This is a genomic window from Pedobacter hiemivivus (assembly GCF_004331685.1).
Classification (GTDB): Bacteria; Bacteroidota; Bacteroidia; order Sphingobacteriales; family Sphingobacteriaceae; genus Pedobacter; species Pedobacter hiemivivus.
This window is the reverse complement of the sequence record NZ_SJSM01000030.1, coordinates 43,484-59,263: the sequence shown is the minus strand read 5'-3', so window position 1 is coordinate 59,263 and position 15,780 is coordinate 43,484. Positions and strand designations below refer to the sequence as shown.

Sequence of the window (15,780 nt, the reverse complement as noted above, 5' to 3'; positions counted from 1 at the left end):
ACCGGGTTGGACTAGCCTCTAGTGAATCTGTTGTTCCGCCAGGGGCATTGCAGAGTAGCTACGCTGGGAATAGATAAGCGCTGAAAGCATCTAAGTGCGAAACTAGCCACGAGATGAGAATTCCATATAGGACCGTAGCAGACTACTACGTTGATAGGTTACAGATGTAAAGGTTGTGAGATCAAAGTCGAGTAATACTAATCATCCGAAGCTTTCAAGAGCAATAAACTGTTGTTTGTTCTTCMTAATAACTTCTTTCAATAATATGTCATTTGTTTAGTAACAAATCGAGCAAGGCGWRAGCTGAGCAACAAAAGCGAAACGATATATACTAGATATTTAAAAATATTTAGGTGCCTATATCGGTGGTGTCCACCTCTTCCCATTCCGAACAGAGAAGTTAAGCCCACCAGAGCCGATGGTACTGCGGTAACACGTGGGAGAGTAGGTCGGTGCCAAATCTTATAGAAAGCCGGTAGTCCAAAAGACTATCGGCTTTTCTTGTTTATAACATTTCTATTTTCCTTTAGGGGCTTAAGGGCATTTGGACTATAGGCTCTTATCTTCCGCCTATTTCTGTTTACAGCGCCTATGGATTCAATAGGATTCTGCTGGCTGAATACACCCTGCCATTTGCTGGTATTGGTGATCTACTTTCTTTAAAAGGCGTTGGTCATTAAAGAAAATTTAATCATTTGAGTGTTTGGTTATTATAAGTGTTTACGTTTATTTTTGTGGTGTTTTAATGCGTTTTTCTAAATTCATTATTCGAACTTTTCGGAAGTCAACGGGTTGCCCTTCACTTTGTAGGGCAATAAAGCCTTCTTTCAAAAGTTTGCCATCCAGTTTAATGGCAGGATCGAAATTGTTGACAACCCCGCCACCAATTTGTGGTTTTGAATATTGTAGCACGGTATCGCCATTAATAAGGTGAGTGATCAGCGAGTCGCCCAATACAATTAACTCGGCTTGTACCCACTCTTCTTTTTTATAAGTCTTAGATTTAGAGTCAATGCAATGCCTACTGTCTATTTTTCCTTCGTAGATGACATCTGTGCCAGGTGAGCACATATTACCTGTAGGTCGGGGTTTTCCATCATCTAGACCAGCTAACAGTTGAAATTCAATGGATATAGGCCAATCTTGATCTTTAAGCATTGTTTTGGGATCTTGCGAATGGAACATGATACCACTATTACTAATGGTATACGACGGGGCATCGGTTTTCCATTCGCCTGTGATTCTATATTCTACCAACAGACGGTAATGGGAAAAAGGTTGTTTATAGTACAAATGGCCATACTGATTGTTGTAAGCGCCATATTGGTCATATCTAACTTTGATCATACCATCCTCAACTCTGAATGTATTGCCATAATTATCGCCAATTTCGTGATGATTGATCTTTACATTCCAATCTTTAATGTCTTTTCCATTAAAGAGGTCCTTCCATTCAGGATTGTTTTGGGATTTAAGAGTAGAACAGCCGGAAATGATAGCCATGGCTAGTAATAAAACACTTTGAAAAATTAGTTTAAAAGGCGTGGTTGGAAGCATGGTAGGTTTATATTGGTTTCTCGTATTGGTAATTAAGAAACAAGATATTAATATGTTCTTAATTCTGTTTAGATAAAAATTCCTATTTGTTTTTTTAGGGAATTGTGAACAGTGTTTTGTGTTAAAAAATGCTAAATCTCAGCCCTAAATATTATAAAACCGTATTATTGTATTTTACGTTACTTTATAAATATTCAGAAATGAAACTTAAGCATATATTATATTTTACAATTTTATTTTTTGCCAGTTCAACTGCTTTTTCACAGAGTAAAGATGTTAAGCTACCTCCGAATTGGTATAATTTAGATTTAGTGAAGGATGGATATTTTGGTATTAGTACTGAAAAGGCTTATGATGAATTGTTAAAGGATAAAAAGCCTAAAGAAAGTATTATTGTTGCTGTAATAGATGGCGGTGTCGAAACTAAGCATGAAGATTTGAAGAATGTTTTGTGGACCAATAAGAAGGAGATTCCTGGAAACGGGATCGATGATGATGGGAACGGATACGTAGACGATATACATGGTTGGAATTTTATAGGGTCGAAAAAGGGCGATCTGGCTTATGACAATTTAGAGTTGATTCGAATTTATAGGGAATTGCAGCCTAAGTATAGATCGACCATTAAATCTACTGTATTGGATAGTACAGAAAAGGAAGAGTTTGCACTTTATACAAAGGTTACTGCAGAATTTGGAAAGAAATATGATGATGCTGATCAGACTTTTGCTGTGATTTCTATTATAAACAAGATGCTTGATTCTGTTGGACAGATTAATCATAAGGCTATTCCTTCCTTAGAGGATATGGAACGTTATAAAGCGGATAGTGAAGAGGAGGAGCAGTGTAAAAAGATCATTAGAAGAGGAGCAAAGGATAGTGGATCCATGGAAAAGTTTCATAAGGAAATGAAGGATGCCTATAAGCAATATGATGTGATGTTGCGTTATAATCTGAATCCTAAGTATGATCAGCGTGCTGAATTGGTTGAAGATGATTATTCAAATGCAAGGGAGCGTTACTATGGTAATAATGATGTGATGGGACCAAATGCAGATCATGGTTCACACGTGTCGGGAATAATTGCTGGAGAGCGAAATAATGGAATAGGTATAAATGGGATCGCTAACCATGTTCGTATCATGGGTATAAGGGTGGTGCCTGAGGGGGATGAGCGTGATAAGGATGTGGCAAATGGCATTAGGTATGCAGTAGATAATGGTGCACGGGTGATTAATATGAGTTTTGGAAAGGGCTTTAAGTGGGCTAAAGATGTTGTAGACGAGGCAGTAAAGTATGCCGAAGAAAAGGGAGTTTTGTTGGTGCATGCTGCAGGTAATGACAATAATAATAATGATGTGGAAGAGAATTATCCAACTAAGTATTATGATAGTCCAGAGGCTGTTGCTTATAAAAAAGCACATAAGAAGGCAGAGGTTAATCCTATGACATTTAGACCTGGACAAAACCAAATGCAAGGGAATGGTATGGGGAGGAATTATCCAGCTCCTGCTGTAAAAGTTGTTTTGGATACCACTAAGTTTAATTTACCACATGCTACCAACTGGATTGAAGTTGGTGCTAGCGCATATAAAAATGATGCAAGTTTAAAGGCTTCTTTTTCTAATTATGGTAAGCATACTGTAGATGTATTTGCTCCTGGATTTATGATAAAGTCAACTGTTCCTGAGTCAAAATATGAAGAGTTTGATGGAACAAGTATGGCGGCACCTGTAGTTTCGGGCTTAGCAGCTTTAATTTTAAGTTATTATCCCGAGCTGAAGGCTCAAGATGTAAGAACTATTATTATGCAATCTGTGGTTAAGCCTGAGCAAAAAGTGAGACGGGAGAATGAGAAGGGGGAGACAGAGCGTGTTACTTTTAAGGAATTATGCGTAAGTGGTGGTATTGTTAATGCTTATCAGGCATTGAAATTGGCCGAAACCTATAAGACTAAGTAGTTTACATATTCAGATTTTTATGAAAAGAATTTCCTGTATTCTTTTAATGTTGACTGGCTTGTTATCATTAAAGCTTTCAGCGCAAACTAGTAGCCTTCAAGAAAAATTAGCGCAAATCATTAAGGGTAAAAAAGCAGATGTGGGTGTATCTGTATTCTTCTTAGGTGACCGTAGATCTATCTCTGTTAACGGAGATCAGCACTACCCAATGCAAAGTGTATATAAGTTTCATCTTGCTCTTGCTGTGCTGGATCAGGTTGATAAAGGCAAAATGGCGCTCCATCAAAAGATTTTTGTAAAAAAGAGTGACTTGTTGCCCAATACCTGGAGCCCATTAAGAGAGAAGTATCCTAATGGGAATGTAGCTTTGCCATTGTCTGAAATTATTAGAATTACGATATCAGAAAGCGATAACAATGGTTGTGATATCTTATTTCGACTTGTTGGAGGTCCTAATAAAGTACACAAGTACATTGCTAAACTAGATATTAAAGATTGTGCAATTGCGGCAACTGAAGAGGAGATGCACAAGGATGATAAAGTTCAGTTTACGAATTGGACAACGCCAAAGGCAGCGAACTTGTTGTTAGAGAAGTTTTGGAATGGGCAGGTACTTAAAAAGAATACCAGTGCTTTTTTAATGAAGGCGATGGAAGAAACAGTGTCAGGTCCTAATAAAATCAAAGGATTGTTGCCTTCTGGGACTATTGTTGCACATAAAACCGGATATTCGGGTGTAAATAGGGATGGGCTTACTGCAGCTACTAATGACATTGGGATTGTAAGGCTCCCGAATGGAAAAAGAATCCTTATTTCGGTTTTTGTATCCATGTCTAAAGAGACTGAGAAAGTAAATGATCTGATTATTGCTGAACTCGCTCGCGCGGCTTGGGATGAAGCGATTAAGTAGAAATTAAAGTATTGGACCATTGTTTAATACCTTCTTTATAACTACTCGGTTTAAAATTAAACGCTTTTTCAAATTTTGAGGAGTCTAAATGATAATCGTGGTCATATTGATAATACATTTCCACCGTCCCTGCAACGACTTTTTTAAATAGGCCAACCATTTGCAGCATCAATTTATTCACCGTAGTAAAGTTGGGCTTTGCAGCAAAAATATCCGCTGCCAGTGCAATCATCTCCTGACCAGTTATTGGTGCAGCAGTTGGCAGGTGCCAGATCTGATTTCCTGAGGCTTCATCCTGACCCAACAAATACATTGCTTTTCCGGTGTCGGGGATATAAGTGAAATTGTGGAGTTTCTTAGGGTCGCCAATCCATTGTGCAGTTTGATGTTTAGCAAATTTATCTAGCACCATGCTATCCAGGAAGCTATTCATAGAATCGGTACCGTAAAAATCAGCAGCTCTGGCAATCGTAGCCTGGATGTTGCCCGACTTCACTTCTTCCATCAACTGGGTAGCAATTTTCGCCCTGACTTCACCCTTTACACTTACAGGATGGTAAGGAGTGCTCTCCAACATTGGGCCATTAACCAATCCATACATGTATACGTTATCAAAAAATAGCAGTCTGGCTTGTGTTTCTTTTGCCACATTGATTAAGTTCTGCATAATGACTGGCCATTGTTGTTTCCAGATCTCCTTATCATAAACCAGTCCAGCACACATATAGATGACCGTTGATCCTTTCACAGCGTCCAATACTTCTGAATAATTCAACAAATCTGCCTTTCTCCAGGTCATCTGGGTACCGGTAATCTTTACCGGCCTCCTGCTAACCAGTCGTATTTCTTCATTATGTTTTAACAATTCACGTGTCAGCGCATTTGCTGATGGCCCGCCGCCTCCTAATATGGTGTGCATAGTTTTTGGTTTTGATCTATATCAAAGGTATGTGCCAATAGTTATTCAAAACGTTAACAAAAGATAAGCATTTTAGTTATTTACAACTCCTCTTAAAGTTCTTTTACGAATTCTTGAAAGAGAAACCGGGGTAATGCCAAGGAAATTGGCTACATAATGTTGAGGAATACGCAATAGTATGCCGGCCTGATTTTCAATCATGCTTAAGTAACGCTCTTCGGGGCTTTGCACAATGAAAGCCGCCATACGATCTTCATAACAACAGATATAATATTCGGCTATTAACCGGCCAAACTGTTCCATTTTAAAGGCGAGCTTAGGATGAGCCAATAGTTGCTGCATATCTTCGTAAGCAATCAAAATCAATTCTGTATCCTCCATGGCTTGGATACCGGTGAGACTTAGCTCTTGTTTGAGGTAACTTTTATAAGAACTTACAAATTCATTCTCAAAACAAAAATATCCTGTGATCTCGGTTCCATCCTTTACGTGGTAAAATCTTAAAGAGCCCTTAATCACAAAACCTATATGCTTGCAAACTTTACCATGAACTACAAAGTGATCTTTCTTTTTAATGCTTGAAGCCCTTAAATAAGGGGTAAGTTCGACCCATTCCGCATCGGAAAAAGTAACGAATTTTGTGAGTCCTTCTCTAAATACCTGCAATGTTGTTTTAGAAATCATTTTATTTTTCATGATTAAGTCGAATTCTAGGTTTATAAAAGTAGAGAAAAATAAACATTGGTATATATTCTTATACCCGCTTCATTTAACATTTTGTTAATACGTCCGTCATTTGGCAGGTCTAATTTTGCTTCATATTTTATGGGCGAAAATAATACTGCCGGCTTTAACGAAGATGATGTACGTACACTCGATGACAAAGCATTCGAGGATCTTTACCGTCGCATGTATCCTACGCTTAAAAAGTACGCGATATACCTGGTGAAGGATATAGAAGACGCACAGCTGATTTTAAACGATGTGTTTATCGCTATATGGAAAAATAAGATCCTGCTCATCAATGAAAAAGCTTATCTGTTTCGCGCTGTAAAAAATGGAGCCAACAACTACTTTAAAACTTCCAGATTAAATTTTCAGCATCTGGAGGAAGAGGAAGTTCAGGAAATTATAGATGTCAGGGCAGATCCTTTTCAAACCTATATGTATAAGGACAGAACACGTATGCTTTATGATTTGATAGATCAAATGCCAGAACGAAGGCGTCTGATTTTCTATATGTATAGAATTGAAGGTTTCAGTTATAAAGAAATTGCTGCCTTATTGGATATTTCTGTTCGCACAGTAGAAGATCACTTGGTAAAAGGATTTCAGTTTTTGCAGGAAAAGGTCTTGAAAAATGAAACCGAGTTCAGATAAATTACACTTAACGATTTCTTAATAGAACCTTAACGTTTTTGGACCCGTAATCGCAGCCTGAATCTTGTCTTGTAGTTATAAAAGCATAACGATGGACAAAGAAACCTGGAAACTAGTACTCGATTATTTATCTGCAAAAGAGCAGGGCAAGATGCAGGAGCTGGCAGATTTGGAGGAGCGTTTGCAGAACTGGCTTCGCAAAGACCCTCAGCACCAACAGGAGTTGGATCAGGCGATATGGCTTTGGGAAAGTACAGCTATGGCGCCGAAAAATGAATCCTGGAAGGTAAGTTTTGCTGACATCCAGACTTCAGTGCAATCAGAAAGACCTACAAAAAATAAAACATTTATAATTTGGTCGGCAGCGGCGGCCGTTGTGGCTGCAATGGCCATGTTTATCTTATTTAATAAAAGCGAGCAAAGGCTTTTACCAAATCATCAAGCCGCTTGGATCACGAAAGTGTCAGCCCCTGGAAAGATTACCAATATCATGCTTCCAGATAGTACTGAGATTTGGCTAAATGCCGGAAGTAGCATCAGCTTCCCTGATAACATCAAACAGGCTTCTTTTAGAACGGTTAAACTAAACGGAGAGGCTTTCTTTAAGGTGAAGCGTGATCCAAAACATCCTTTTATTGTACACAGCTTAAACATCCAGACTCGGGTATTGGGGACAAGCTTTAATATCCGTGCATGGGAAAAATCCAGTCCTGAAGTAACAGTGCTTACTGGTAAGGTTGCTGTATCTCGGGATTCCGCAGGAGTACAGTCGAAAGCCATTCATCTTATACCCAATCAAAAAGGTGTTTGTGATTTAAAATCAGGATCGCTACATCTTGAAAATATAGAAGATGCTCATTTTGCCGTTGGTTGGACTGAAGGGAAGATGGTATTTGATCAAACTCCGATGGAAGAGGTCTTTGAAGTAATAGAACGCAGATATGCAGCTCAGATTAAGACAGACCGCTCTTTCAAGGCTTGTAAACTCACCGCAAAATTTGATAACGTCAGCATAAATGAAGTATTAAAAACCATTCAAATGACTTTAGATATCCAGTACACGATTAACAAACAGACAATTTATATAAAAGGAGGTAAATGTAATTAGACACCTATACAAAAAAAGCCGAAGCATGTTGGCGCACGCTTACGGCTAAAAAATTCAATTTTATTTTAACCCATCAATGATTAAAACATTCAAAGTTATGAAAAAGTCCGCAGTGACTAATCAATTAATTTTTAAAGTAATGCGTTTTTTTACCCTGATCTATTTTTTTCTTTCTGTAATGCTCTTTGCTGGGCAGGCTTCGCCTGTAAAAGCGCAGGATCTAAACAGTAGGATCAGTTTCAGCTTTAAACACGGTACCTTAACCGAATTACTTAAAAACATCGAAAAGAAAACCAGTCTTTCTTTTGTTTACACAAATAATGACGCCGTATTAAGTAGGCGCGTTGAAACCATTAACGCTGATAACGAATTGGTCAGCAGTTTGCTAAACCGCATATTAACGCCCATGCAACTCACTTACCAGGTTCAGAATAACCAGGTTATTATTAAAAAAGCCATTCGTGTTAAAGGAAAGGTAACTGATGAGAAGGGGCTGCCTATACCAGGGGCTAGCATCATCGAAAAAAGTGGGGGCAATACAGCCGTTACGAGCTTAAATGGAGAGTATAGCCTAAATGTAAAGGACGGATCCGCTGTGCTTCTTTTTAGAATGATGGGATATCAAACCCAGGAACTTGTAGTAGGAGGTCGGGCGGTAATTAACGTGAGTCTTGTACCCGATCAAACTGCACTTTCGGAGGTGGTAGTTACCGCATTGGGTATTAAACGTTCTGAAAAGGCCTTGGGGTATTCCATTGCAACGGTTAAAGGAAGTGATGTAAACACGGTTAAAGAAGTCAATGTTATCAATTCCTTGGCTGGAAAAGTAGCCGGTGTGAATGTCGTTAGTGCTGGTTCTGATCCGGGCTCTTCGGCCTTCATCACAATTCGTGGACAATCTTCTATTGCGACAGACAATCAGCCACTATTTGTAGTAGATGGTGTTCCAGTAGCGCATTCCTTACGTGCAACATCAGAGGTAGGACGTTCTTCAGTAGATTATGGTAGTCCGATTGCTGACATTAGTCCGGATGATATTGAGAGTATTACCATATTGAAAGGCGCCAGTGCTGCAGCTTTATACGGTAGTAGGGCAGGAAGCGGTGTTGTGCTGATCACCACAAAGAGTGGTGCGGCAAGTAAAAAAGGCTTAGGGGTGAGTTTCAGCTCCAATGCCATGTATGATAAGGCCTGGATGTTTCCTCATTTCCAAAATCAGTTTGGAGCAGGAGAATATACCGACGATCCGGCAGTTTCTACAACCTCAGCATGGGGGCCGCGCTTGGATGTAGGTACCAAACACCTACAATGGAACAGTCCACTTGATGCCAATGGGAAACCAGTACCTACGGATTGGGTATCGCATCCCAACAATGCCAAGGATTTTTATGAGACTGGCTCAACTTATACCAATAACATTGCCATTACAGGTAAAAATGCAGATGGCAATTACAGGCTTTCTTATACCAATCTGGTAAATAAGGGTATTGTGCCCAATACTGATTTGAGTAGGAATACTTTAAACCTGGCAGCCACCTATGTATTGCATCCTAAAATTAAAATCAGCACCAATCTGGGCTATGTAAACAATAAGAGCGATAACCGCCCATCGGCTTATCGGGAAAGCGTAACACAAATGCTTTATTCGATGCCTTCTAATATGAGCATTAAAGATTTGAGGAATTATTGGAAACCAGGCCGGGAAAATATAGAACAATTCTCTCCCGATGATTCGGATAACCCATATTTTGTGGCCTACGAACATACCAATGGTTATGATCGAAACCGCATAACCGGAAATATACAGGCCGTAATTGACCTGACCAATGACCTGAGTTTCATGGCGCGTACTGGCCTTGATATGTATAATGAACAACATGAAACCAAACGTCCTTTTAGCTCTAAACGATTTAAATTTGGTGGCTATGGTGTAGATGATAGTTTCTTCAAGGAGCAGAATACGGATTTCCTGTTGAGTTATAAGAAAACCTTAAATGAAGACTGGTCATTTAGCTTATCGGTTGGCGGTAACCAGATGAATCAAACTGCCAGAAGTACTGCTCAACGTACCGAAAGTTTGAGTATTCCAGGTATTTATAACATTAACAATGCACAGGCGGGAACCATTATCAATTCTCAATACAACTCGCGCAAACGGATCAATAGTTTGTATGGAATGGGACATGCTTCCTTTAAAGATATGGTATTCCTGGATGTGACTGGTAGAAATGATTGGTCTAGCACACTTCCTGCGGCAAATAATTCTTATTTCTATCCTTCAGTTTCCCTAAGTACGGTATTAACCGATGTGTTTAAAGTTAAGTCCGATATCTTGTCTTTTGCTAAAATCAGGGCCAATTGGGCACAAGTTGGTAGTGATACCGATCCTTACCAATTGTACAATACCATTCCATTTAACCAGGATTGGGGTGATGTGAAAAGGGCAACTATTGAGTTTAACCTCAAAAATAATTTCTTAAAACCAGAGATTGCTACCTCGTATGAGTTTGGTGGAGATCTGCGCTTTCTTGACAGTCGTTTAGGGTTGGATGTAACCTGGTATAAAACAAACAAAAGGAATCAGATCATCAATATTCCAACAACCATTGCTTCGGGTGCTTCAAACCGCTTGATCAATGCTGGTAACATTCAGAATAGTGGATGGGAAATCGGATTCTTTGCTGTTCCTGTAAAAGCAGCCTTGAAATGGGAAATGAATGTGAACTTCACAAAGAATGAAAATAAAGTAATTTCTTTGATGGAAGGTTTGCCTGAGTATTCTATGGGTAGTGCCGATGGAGATAACATTCGGTACCTCATTAAGGAGGGAACCAAAATTGGAGATTTTTATACACCAAGTTATACGAAGGTGCCAACTGGGCCAAATGCAGGTGCTGCTTTATTGGATAAAACGGGGCATTACATTCGTAACAATACCGAATACATCAAAGTAGGTAACTACAATCCTGATTTTACGGTGGGTTTTAACAATACCTTCAGCTATAAAAGCTTTACCCTTAATTTTCTCTTAGACTGGCGTAAGGGGGGTAATTTTTACTCTTATGTAGTTAAAAGTTTGATCAATGCTGGTTTAACCGACAATACTATTGCGGGTAGAGATGCAGCGACTGGCGGTTTACCATGGGTGGATTCGCAAGGTAGAAGTCGGAATGACGGGATGATTATTCCGGGTTACATTGCCAATGGTGATGGTTCTTTCAGCGAAAATAAAGTCATCATTGCTGCTTCAGATTTTTACAACAATACATATAACAAGTATTATGAGCGCCTAACCTATTCCGCATCTTTCCTGAAGTTGAGAGAAGCCTCTTTAACTTATGTGTTTGATAAACAACTATTGCGCAAGCTTCCAATTAGTAACCTTTCTCTTTCACTGATCGGTAGAAATCTGTATACCTGGACGGCCAATGGATTGGGTTATGATCCAGAAACTACGATGAGTGTTACTGAAGGCTTTAAAATGGGAGTTGGACACTGGACGCTACCAGGAACACGCTCTTTTGGCTTTAAATTAAGTTGCAATTTTTAATCAATAGCAGAAATGAAATTCGAATATAAAACCATTCTGGTGCTGTTTATGACCCTATTGGGTGCCTGCACTAAAGATTTTGAAAAAATCAATACCAATCCAAATGCTCCGGAAACGACAAATACGGAGTTTTTAATGTCTGAAGTGGTGCTTTCTACTGCTTATGCCTACCAGGAAAATGCTGTGGGCAGAAGACCTGCATCTGCAGCGCGTTACCTGACTTTGGTTCGTAATACCGGTTACGATCTTTTTGATTGGGGCCCTGTGGATTGGGATGATATCTATGGACGCTTGTCGGTAAACAAGACTTTCATGGAAACTGCACAGAAACGTTCCGAGAATCAGTATGTTGCGATCAGTAAAATTATAAAGGCTTTTAATTTTAGTTATTTAACTGATTTGTACGGAGATGTTCCATATTCTCAGGCACTAAAATCTAAAGAGAGCAATGTGATTTATCCGGAGTACGATCAGCAACAGGTGATCTATCCAGATTTGTTAAGAGAACTTCGCGAAGCTAATGACCTTTTGAAAGGGTCATCCGCGGAAATCAATCCCAAAGCTGATGTGATGTTCAAGGGTAAAGCCTTACAATGGCGTAAGTTTGCCAATACTTTGCGTTTAAGGATGTTGTTGCGTATTTCTAAAAATTACGCCCCTGCATTTACCGAAATGCAGGAAATTATCAGTGATAAAACGGCTTTTCCAATTTTTGAAAGCAGCGCTGATAATGCTGAGATCCCTTATCTTGGGAACATCGCTGCATATAGCTGGCCTGGAGGCCCTTTGGCTATGATCGACTTTGATTACCAGAAAACAAAAGTAAGTAAAGAGTTGGTTGACAGACTTGTGCAAAGAAATGACCCGAGATTAGGTGTTTGGGTAGAGCCGGTTAAAAGTACTACAGGCTCAACGGTTGATCCTAACAGATATGTTGGTGTACCTAATGCGATTGATGCACCTGCTGCTTATAACGGTGGTGAAGATCACGTATCTGTTTTTTCTTCTACTTTTTTCAGAAAGAATGGTGCTACTTCAAACCCATTGTTGAAAGCCAGTTTGGTTACCTATACCGAGCAATGTTTTATTTTGGCCGAAGCCATGCAGAAAGGTAAGTTGAATGTGTCTGGAGAAACTGCAGAATCCATGTACTATAAAGCGATTAAAGAGTCGATGAGCAGTTATGCGGTAACAGCTCCGACAAGTTATTATGATCAGTCTATCGTGAAATATGACGGTTCATTAGAGCAGTTGATCACTCAAAAATGGATGGCTATGTTGTTCAAAGGTGCCGAAGGTTGGTTTGATCAGCGTCGTACGGGTTATCCTGCTTTCGTAACCGGGCCGCTTGCTGCTGGTCGTGGAATCCCGAAACGTTATGTTTTTCCCGATTCTGAAAGCGCCAAAAACAAACTCAACTACCAAAAAGCAGTGTCTGCTTTCGGAGCGGACAAGGAGACTACATTAATGTGGTCGCTGAAATAAACTAAACACACATGAAATTTAATATGAATAGCTTAAAAAGATCGATATCGCTGATGGCCTTGCTTGTTGTGGCTGGCCTCAGCAAAATAAATGCGCAGGATTTTAATCCGAAACCTTTCCCAGATCGTGTGATCTTAACCTGGACCGGGAATCCTGAAGTGAGCCAGACCGTTACCTGGCGTACAGATACAACCATTGTGGCTTCTAAGGCACAAATCAAAGCTGAGGATTCTAGTCCAGCTCTGGAAGAATCGATCACTACCTATGATGCCGGGTCTCGTGTTTTGTCTGGCGGAAATAATTACGCTATTGCAAAATATCACCAGGTTACTTTTGCCAACCTGAAGCCAGGAACTGTATATGCTTACCGCGTAGGAGCGGGAAACTATTGGAGCGAATGGTTTCAATTTACAACGGCATCCGTTACCAATAAACCTTTTTCTTTTATTTATCTGGGCGACGCTCAGAATGATATCCGTTCAAAATGGTCTCGCGTAATCCGTAAAGCATTTGCACATCAGCCTGATGCCCGATTTATCATTCATACCGGTGATTTGATTAACCGTTCAAACAATGATCAGGAATGGGGAGAGTGGCATTATGGAGGTGGTTTTATTAATGGCATGATCCCTAGCCTACCTTCGCCGGGTAACCATGAATATGTAAGGGATGATAACAGAAAGCTGATTCTGGATCCACACTGGGGGGTACAATACACCTTGCCTGGTAACGGTCCGAAAGGCTTAGAAGAGTCGGTTTACTACATCGATTATCAGAATATGAAGGTAATTTCCCTGGATTCTCAAATGATTATCCTGGATGAGGCTTCTGCAAAGATTCAATATGAATGGTTGGAAAAGGTTTTAAAGGAAAACAAGAAATTATGGACAGTCATCACTTTTCACCATCCTATCTTTTCTACGGCCAAGAGTAGGGACAATAAAGAATTCAGAGAGCGGTTTAAACCGCTATTTGATAAGTATCACATAGACCTTGTTTTGCAGGGACATGATCATACTTATAGTCGCGGACAAAACCTGCCGCGCGGGTTGTCGGGCAGAGAAGCTAGCGGACCAGTTTATTTGGTTTCTGTTGCCGGCCCTAAAATGTATAAAGTGGACGGTGCCAAATGGATGAATGTTTCCCTTGAAAATACACAACTGTTCCAGGTTATTCATGTTGAGGGCGGAAAGCTAAAGTTTGAAGCTTACAAAACCTCAGGAGAACTATTTGATGCATTCTCTCTAAAAAAATCAAGTAAAGACAAAGCTGCAGAATTTACCGATATGAACCCAGCTTCAAAGTAATAATGATTTAAATGATGAATTGTAAAACAAGCTTACTTACATTTTTATTTAGCTGTTTTGTTTTTATCACATTTGGGCAGCGGACAATTGTGCCGCTGCCCAAATGTAAAAATGGCTTTATAGTGATTGCCCATCGTGGAAGCCATCTGATAAAACCTGAAAATAGCATAGCCGCAATTGAAGAAGCCATTAACCTTGGTGCAGATTATGTGGAGATAGACCTTCGTACAACTCGTGATGGCCATTTGGTTTTAATTCACAATGAAACTGTAGATCATACGACAAATGGCAAGGGCAGAATAGGGGATTTGAACCTGGATCAAGTTGAGAAATTTGTTTTAAATGCTAAGGATGGGCAGCTATATAGGTTGCCAAGTTTTAAAGAAGCTTTAAAAGCCTGTAAGAACCGGATTAATATTTATCTGGATTTTAAGGACGCTGATGTAGCTCAGGCATACAAAGAGATTAAGTCTGCAGGCATGGAAAAGCAAGTGCTTGTTTATATTAATAAAGCTGAGCAGTATAAGTCATGGAGAACCTTGGCCCCAAACATGCCGTTAATGTCTGGTTTGCCAAAGAGCATAAAGACGAAAGAAGAATTGACTTTCTTTCTCTATAAAATGCCTTTGGAAGCGACTGACAATATTCCCAATGAAGCGCTTTTTGACGCTATGAGGGAAAATGGATTGTCCGTCTTTTTAGATGTGCAAATGGCGGATGAAGATGCTGTGAAATGGAAAGCTGCTATGGATAAAGGAGTTCAGGGTGTTCAAACCGATCATCCAGAAGCACTAATCAAATACTTACAAACAAATAATCTACGTAATGGAACAAAGGTTTGTTTTTGATAATACTAAGTAAACCTTAATTTAATTTTACTAGATTAGTTTTGCCAAATAAACCATGTCCAGCAAAATTAACTGTGTTGTAGAAGACGAGCGTCTCTTTCATTTACTATGCGAAGGAGATAGGGCAGCTTTTGATCAGATTTACAATCTCTATTGGAATCAATTATTTCTTTATGTTGTAAAAGCCATTCGAGATAAAGATGCTGCACAGGATATTGTACAAGAAATATTTGTGTCGCTTTGGTTACGTAGAAAAGAAATAAATACTAAAGGCACACTTTCTGGTTATTTGTTTACAGCGGCACGCTTTAAAGGAATTAACTTTATACAAGATCACCTAAATAAAAGTAAACATGCCGAGAACTTGGCCAGTTACCTGGTAGAAAGGCAAGATGTAGTTAACGAAGAATTTGCTGCAAGAGAACTAAATGCCATTATTGATGTAGAAATTGAAAAGCTGCCTGCAAAAATGAAAGAGGTTTTTGTATTGAGTAGGAAGGAAAATCTTAGCTATAAAGAGATCTCCGAAAAGTTGAATATTTCTGATAAAACGGTTAAAAAGCAAATCAGTAATGCATTGAAGCACTTTAAGCTGGTGTTATATAATGATTCTACTTTCCAAATCACTTTCTTTATTCTTTTTCATCTATTAAATTCATAGTTGTCATTTTTATATGGTAAGTGAGCTGGTGGATTTATTTTATTGTTTTGATTTATAGATAGTTGTAAAAATATTTTGAAATATCTACTACCAA

The 15,780-nt window shown here is 39.2% G+C and carries 12 protein-coding genes and 2 rRNA genes; 11 read left to right on the top strand and 3 right to left on the bottom strand.

The window, feature by feature from the left end; translation table 11 throughout:
- Both EZ444_RS24785 and rrf read left to right on the top strand, forming a co-directional pair.
- A 23S ribosomal RNA gene (locus tag EZ444_RS24785) occupies positions 1–221 on the top strand; the annotation flags it as partial.
- 128 nt (positions 222–349) lie between these two features.
- Positions 350–461 (top strand): 5S ribosomal RNA (gene rrf / locus EZ444_RS24780).
- 265 nt (positions 462–726) lie between these two features.
- On the opposite strand, the gene EZ444_RS24775 is transcribed toward rrf, so the two are convergent.
- On the bottom strand, positions 727–1,503 hold the full coding sequence (locus EZ444_RS24775; protein WP_225874839.1) for a 3-keto-disaccharide hydrolase: 777 nt from the start codon (positions 1,501–1,503) through the stop codon (positions 727–729).
- Positions 1,504–1,757: 254 nt separating this feature from the next.
- Between EZ444_RS24775 and EZ444_RS24770 the strand changes: the two genes are divergently transcribed.
- Both EZ444_RS24770 and bla read left to right on the top strand, forming a co-directional pair.
- On the top strand, positions 1,758–3,518 hold the full coding sequence (locus EZ444_RS24770) for a S8 family peptidase (protein WP_131612441.1): 1,761 nt from the start codon (positions 1,758–1,760) through the stop codon (positions 3,516–3,518).
- Between the two features lie 19 nt (positions 3,519–3,537).
- On the top strand, positions 3,538–4,428 hold the full coding sequence (gene bla / locus EZ444_RS24765; protein WP_131612438.1) for a class A beta-lactamase, subclass A2: 891 nt from the start codon (positions 3,538–3,540) through the stop codon (positions 4,426–4,428).
- Here bla and EZ444_RS24760 read toward each other — a convergent pair.
- Both EZ444_RS24760 and EZ444_RS24755 read right to left on the bottom strand, forming a co-directional pair.
- Positions 4,421–5,347: an NAD-dependent epimerase/dehydratase family protein gene (locus EZ444_RS24760; RefSeq protein ID WP_131612436.1), complete on the bottom strand. Its 927-nt coding sequence runs from the start codon at positions 5,345–5,347 to the stop codon at positions 4,421–4,423. The genes bla and EZ444_RS24760 overlap by 8 nt on opposite strands.
- 72 nt (positions 5,348–5,419) lie before the next feature.
- A complete protein-coding gene (locus EZ444_RS24755; RefSeq protein ID WP_131612434.1) occupies positions 5,420–6,043 on the bottom strand; it encodes a Crp/Fnr family transcriptional regulator in 624 nt (207 codons plus the stop codon).
- A 129-nt stretch (positions 6,044–6,172) separates the two neighbouring features.
- Here EZ444_RS24755 and EZ444_RS24750 point away from each other — a divergent pair, with 129 nt between their 5' ends.
- The 7 genes from EZ444_RS24750 to EZ444_RS24720 all read left to right on the top strand — a co-directional run bounded on the left by EZ444_RS24750 (position 6,173) and on the right by EZ444_RS24720 (position 15,686).
- On the top strand, positions 6,173–6,727 hold the full coding sequence (locus EZ444_RS24750; RefSeq protein ID WP_131612432.1) for an RNA polymerase sigma-70 factor: 555 nt from the start codon (positions 6,173–6,175) through the stop codon (positions 6,725–6,727).
- Positions 6,728–6,818: 91 nt separating this feature from the next.
- Positions 6,819–7,835 carry a FecR family protein gene (locus EZ444_RS24745; protein ID WP_131612430.1) on the top strand — a complete coding sequence of 339 codons (1,017 nt, stop codon included), beginning with the start codon at positions 6,819–6,821 and terminating at the stop codon, positions 7,833–7,835.
- 97 nt (positions 7,836–7,932) lie between these two features.
- On the top strand, positions 7,933–11,385 hold the full coding sequence (locus EZ444_RS24740; protein WP_165503721.1) for a SusC/RagA family TonB-linked outer membrane protein: 3,453 nt from the start codon (positions 7,933–7,935) through the stop codon (positions 11,383–11,385).
- 12 nt (positions 11,386–11,397) lie between these two features.
- On the top strand, positions 11,398–12,870 hold the full coding sequence (locus EZ444_RS24735) for a SusD/RagB family nutrient-binding outer membrane lipoprotein (RefSeq protein WP_131612426.1): 1,473 nt from the start codon (positions 11,398–11,400) through the stop codon (positions 12,868–12,870).
- An 11-nt stretch (positions 12,871–12,881) separates the two neighbouring features.
- Complete coding sequence (locus tag EZ444_RS24730; RefSeq protein ID WP_131612425.1) at positions 12,882–14,177, top strand: purple acid phosphatase family protein; 1,296 nt, start codon at positions 12,882–12,884, stop codon at positions 14,175–14,177.
- 11 nt (positions 14,178–14,188) lie between these two features.
- Positions 14,189–15,025, top strand: coding sequence for a glycerophosphodiester phosphodiesterase family protein (locus EZ444_RS24725; protein ID WP_131612423.1), 837 nt, complete (start codon positions 14,189–14,191; stop codon positions 15,023–15,025).
- 55 nt (positions 15,026–15,080) lie between these two features.
- Entirely contained in the window at positions 15,081–15,686 is a 606-nt protein-coding gene (locus EZ444_RS24720; protein ID WP_131612421.1) for an RNA polymerase sigma-70 factor, read from the top strand.
- The last annotated feature ends 94 nt before the right edge of the window (positions 15,687–15,780 follow it).

What these genes read in the sequence shown, in the direction of transcription:
- EZ444_RS24775 (WP_225874839.1), bottom strand. Translation starts at nt 1,503, where the DNA reads ATGGCTATCATTTCCGGCTGTTCTACTCTTAAATCCCAAAACAATCCT.
- EZ444_RS24770 (WP_131612441.1), top strand. Translation starts at nt 1,758, where the DNA reads ATGAAACTTAAGCATATATTATATTTTACAATTTTATTTTTTGCCAGT.
- bla (WP_131612438.1), top strand. Translation starts at nt 3,538, where the DNA reads ATGAAAAGAATTTCCTGTATTCTTTTAATGTTGACTGGCTTGTTATCA.
- EZ444_RS24760 (WP_131612436.1), bottom strand. Translation starts at nt 5,347, where the DNA reads ATGCACACCATATTAGGAGGCGGCGGGCCATCAGCAAATGCGCTGACA.
- EZ444_RS24755 (WP_131612434.1), bottom strand. Translation starts at nt 6,043, where the DNA reads ATGAAAAATAAAATGATTTCTAAAACAACATTGCAGGTATTTAGAGAA.
- EZ444_RS24750 (WP_131612432.1), top strand. Translation starts at nt 6,173, where the DNA reads ATGGGCGAAAATAATACTGCCGGCTTTAACGAAGATGATGTACGTACA.
- EZ444_RS24745 (WP_131612430.1), top strand. Translation starts at nt 6,819, where the DNA reads ATGGACAAAGAAACCTGGAAACTAGTACTCGATTATTTATCTGCAAAA.
- EZ444_RS24740 (WP_165503721.1), top strand. Translation starts at nt 7,933, where the DNA reads ATGAAAAAGTCCGCAGTGACTAATCAATTAATTTTTAAAGTAATGCGT.
- EZ444_RS24735 (WP_131612426.1), top strand. Translation starts at nt 11,398, where the DNA reads ATGAAATTCGAATATAAAACCATTCTGGTGCTGTTTATGACCCTATTG.
- EZ444_RS24730 (WP_131612425.1), top strand. Translation starts at nt 12,882, where the DNA reads ATGAAATTTAATATGAATAGCTTAAAAAGATCGATATCGCTGATGGCC.
- EZ444_RS24725 (WP_131612423.1), top strand. Translation starts at nt 14,189, where the DNA reads ATGATGAATTGTAAAACAAGCTTACTTACATTTTTATTTAGCTGTTTT.
- EZ444_RS24720 (WP_131612421.1), top strand. Translation starts at nt 15,081, where the DNA reads ATGTCCAGCAAAATTAACTGTGTTGTAGAAGACGAGCGTCTCTTTCAT.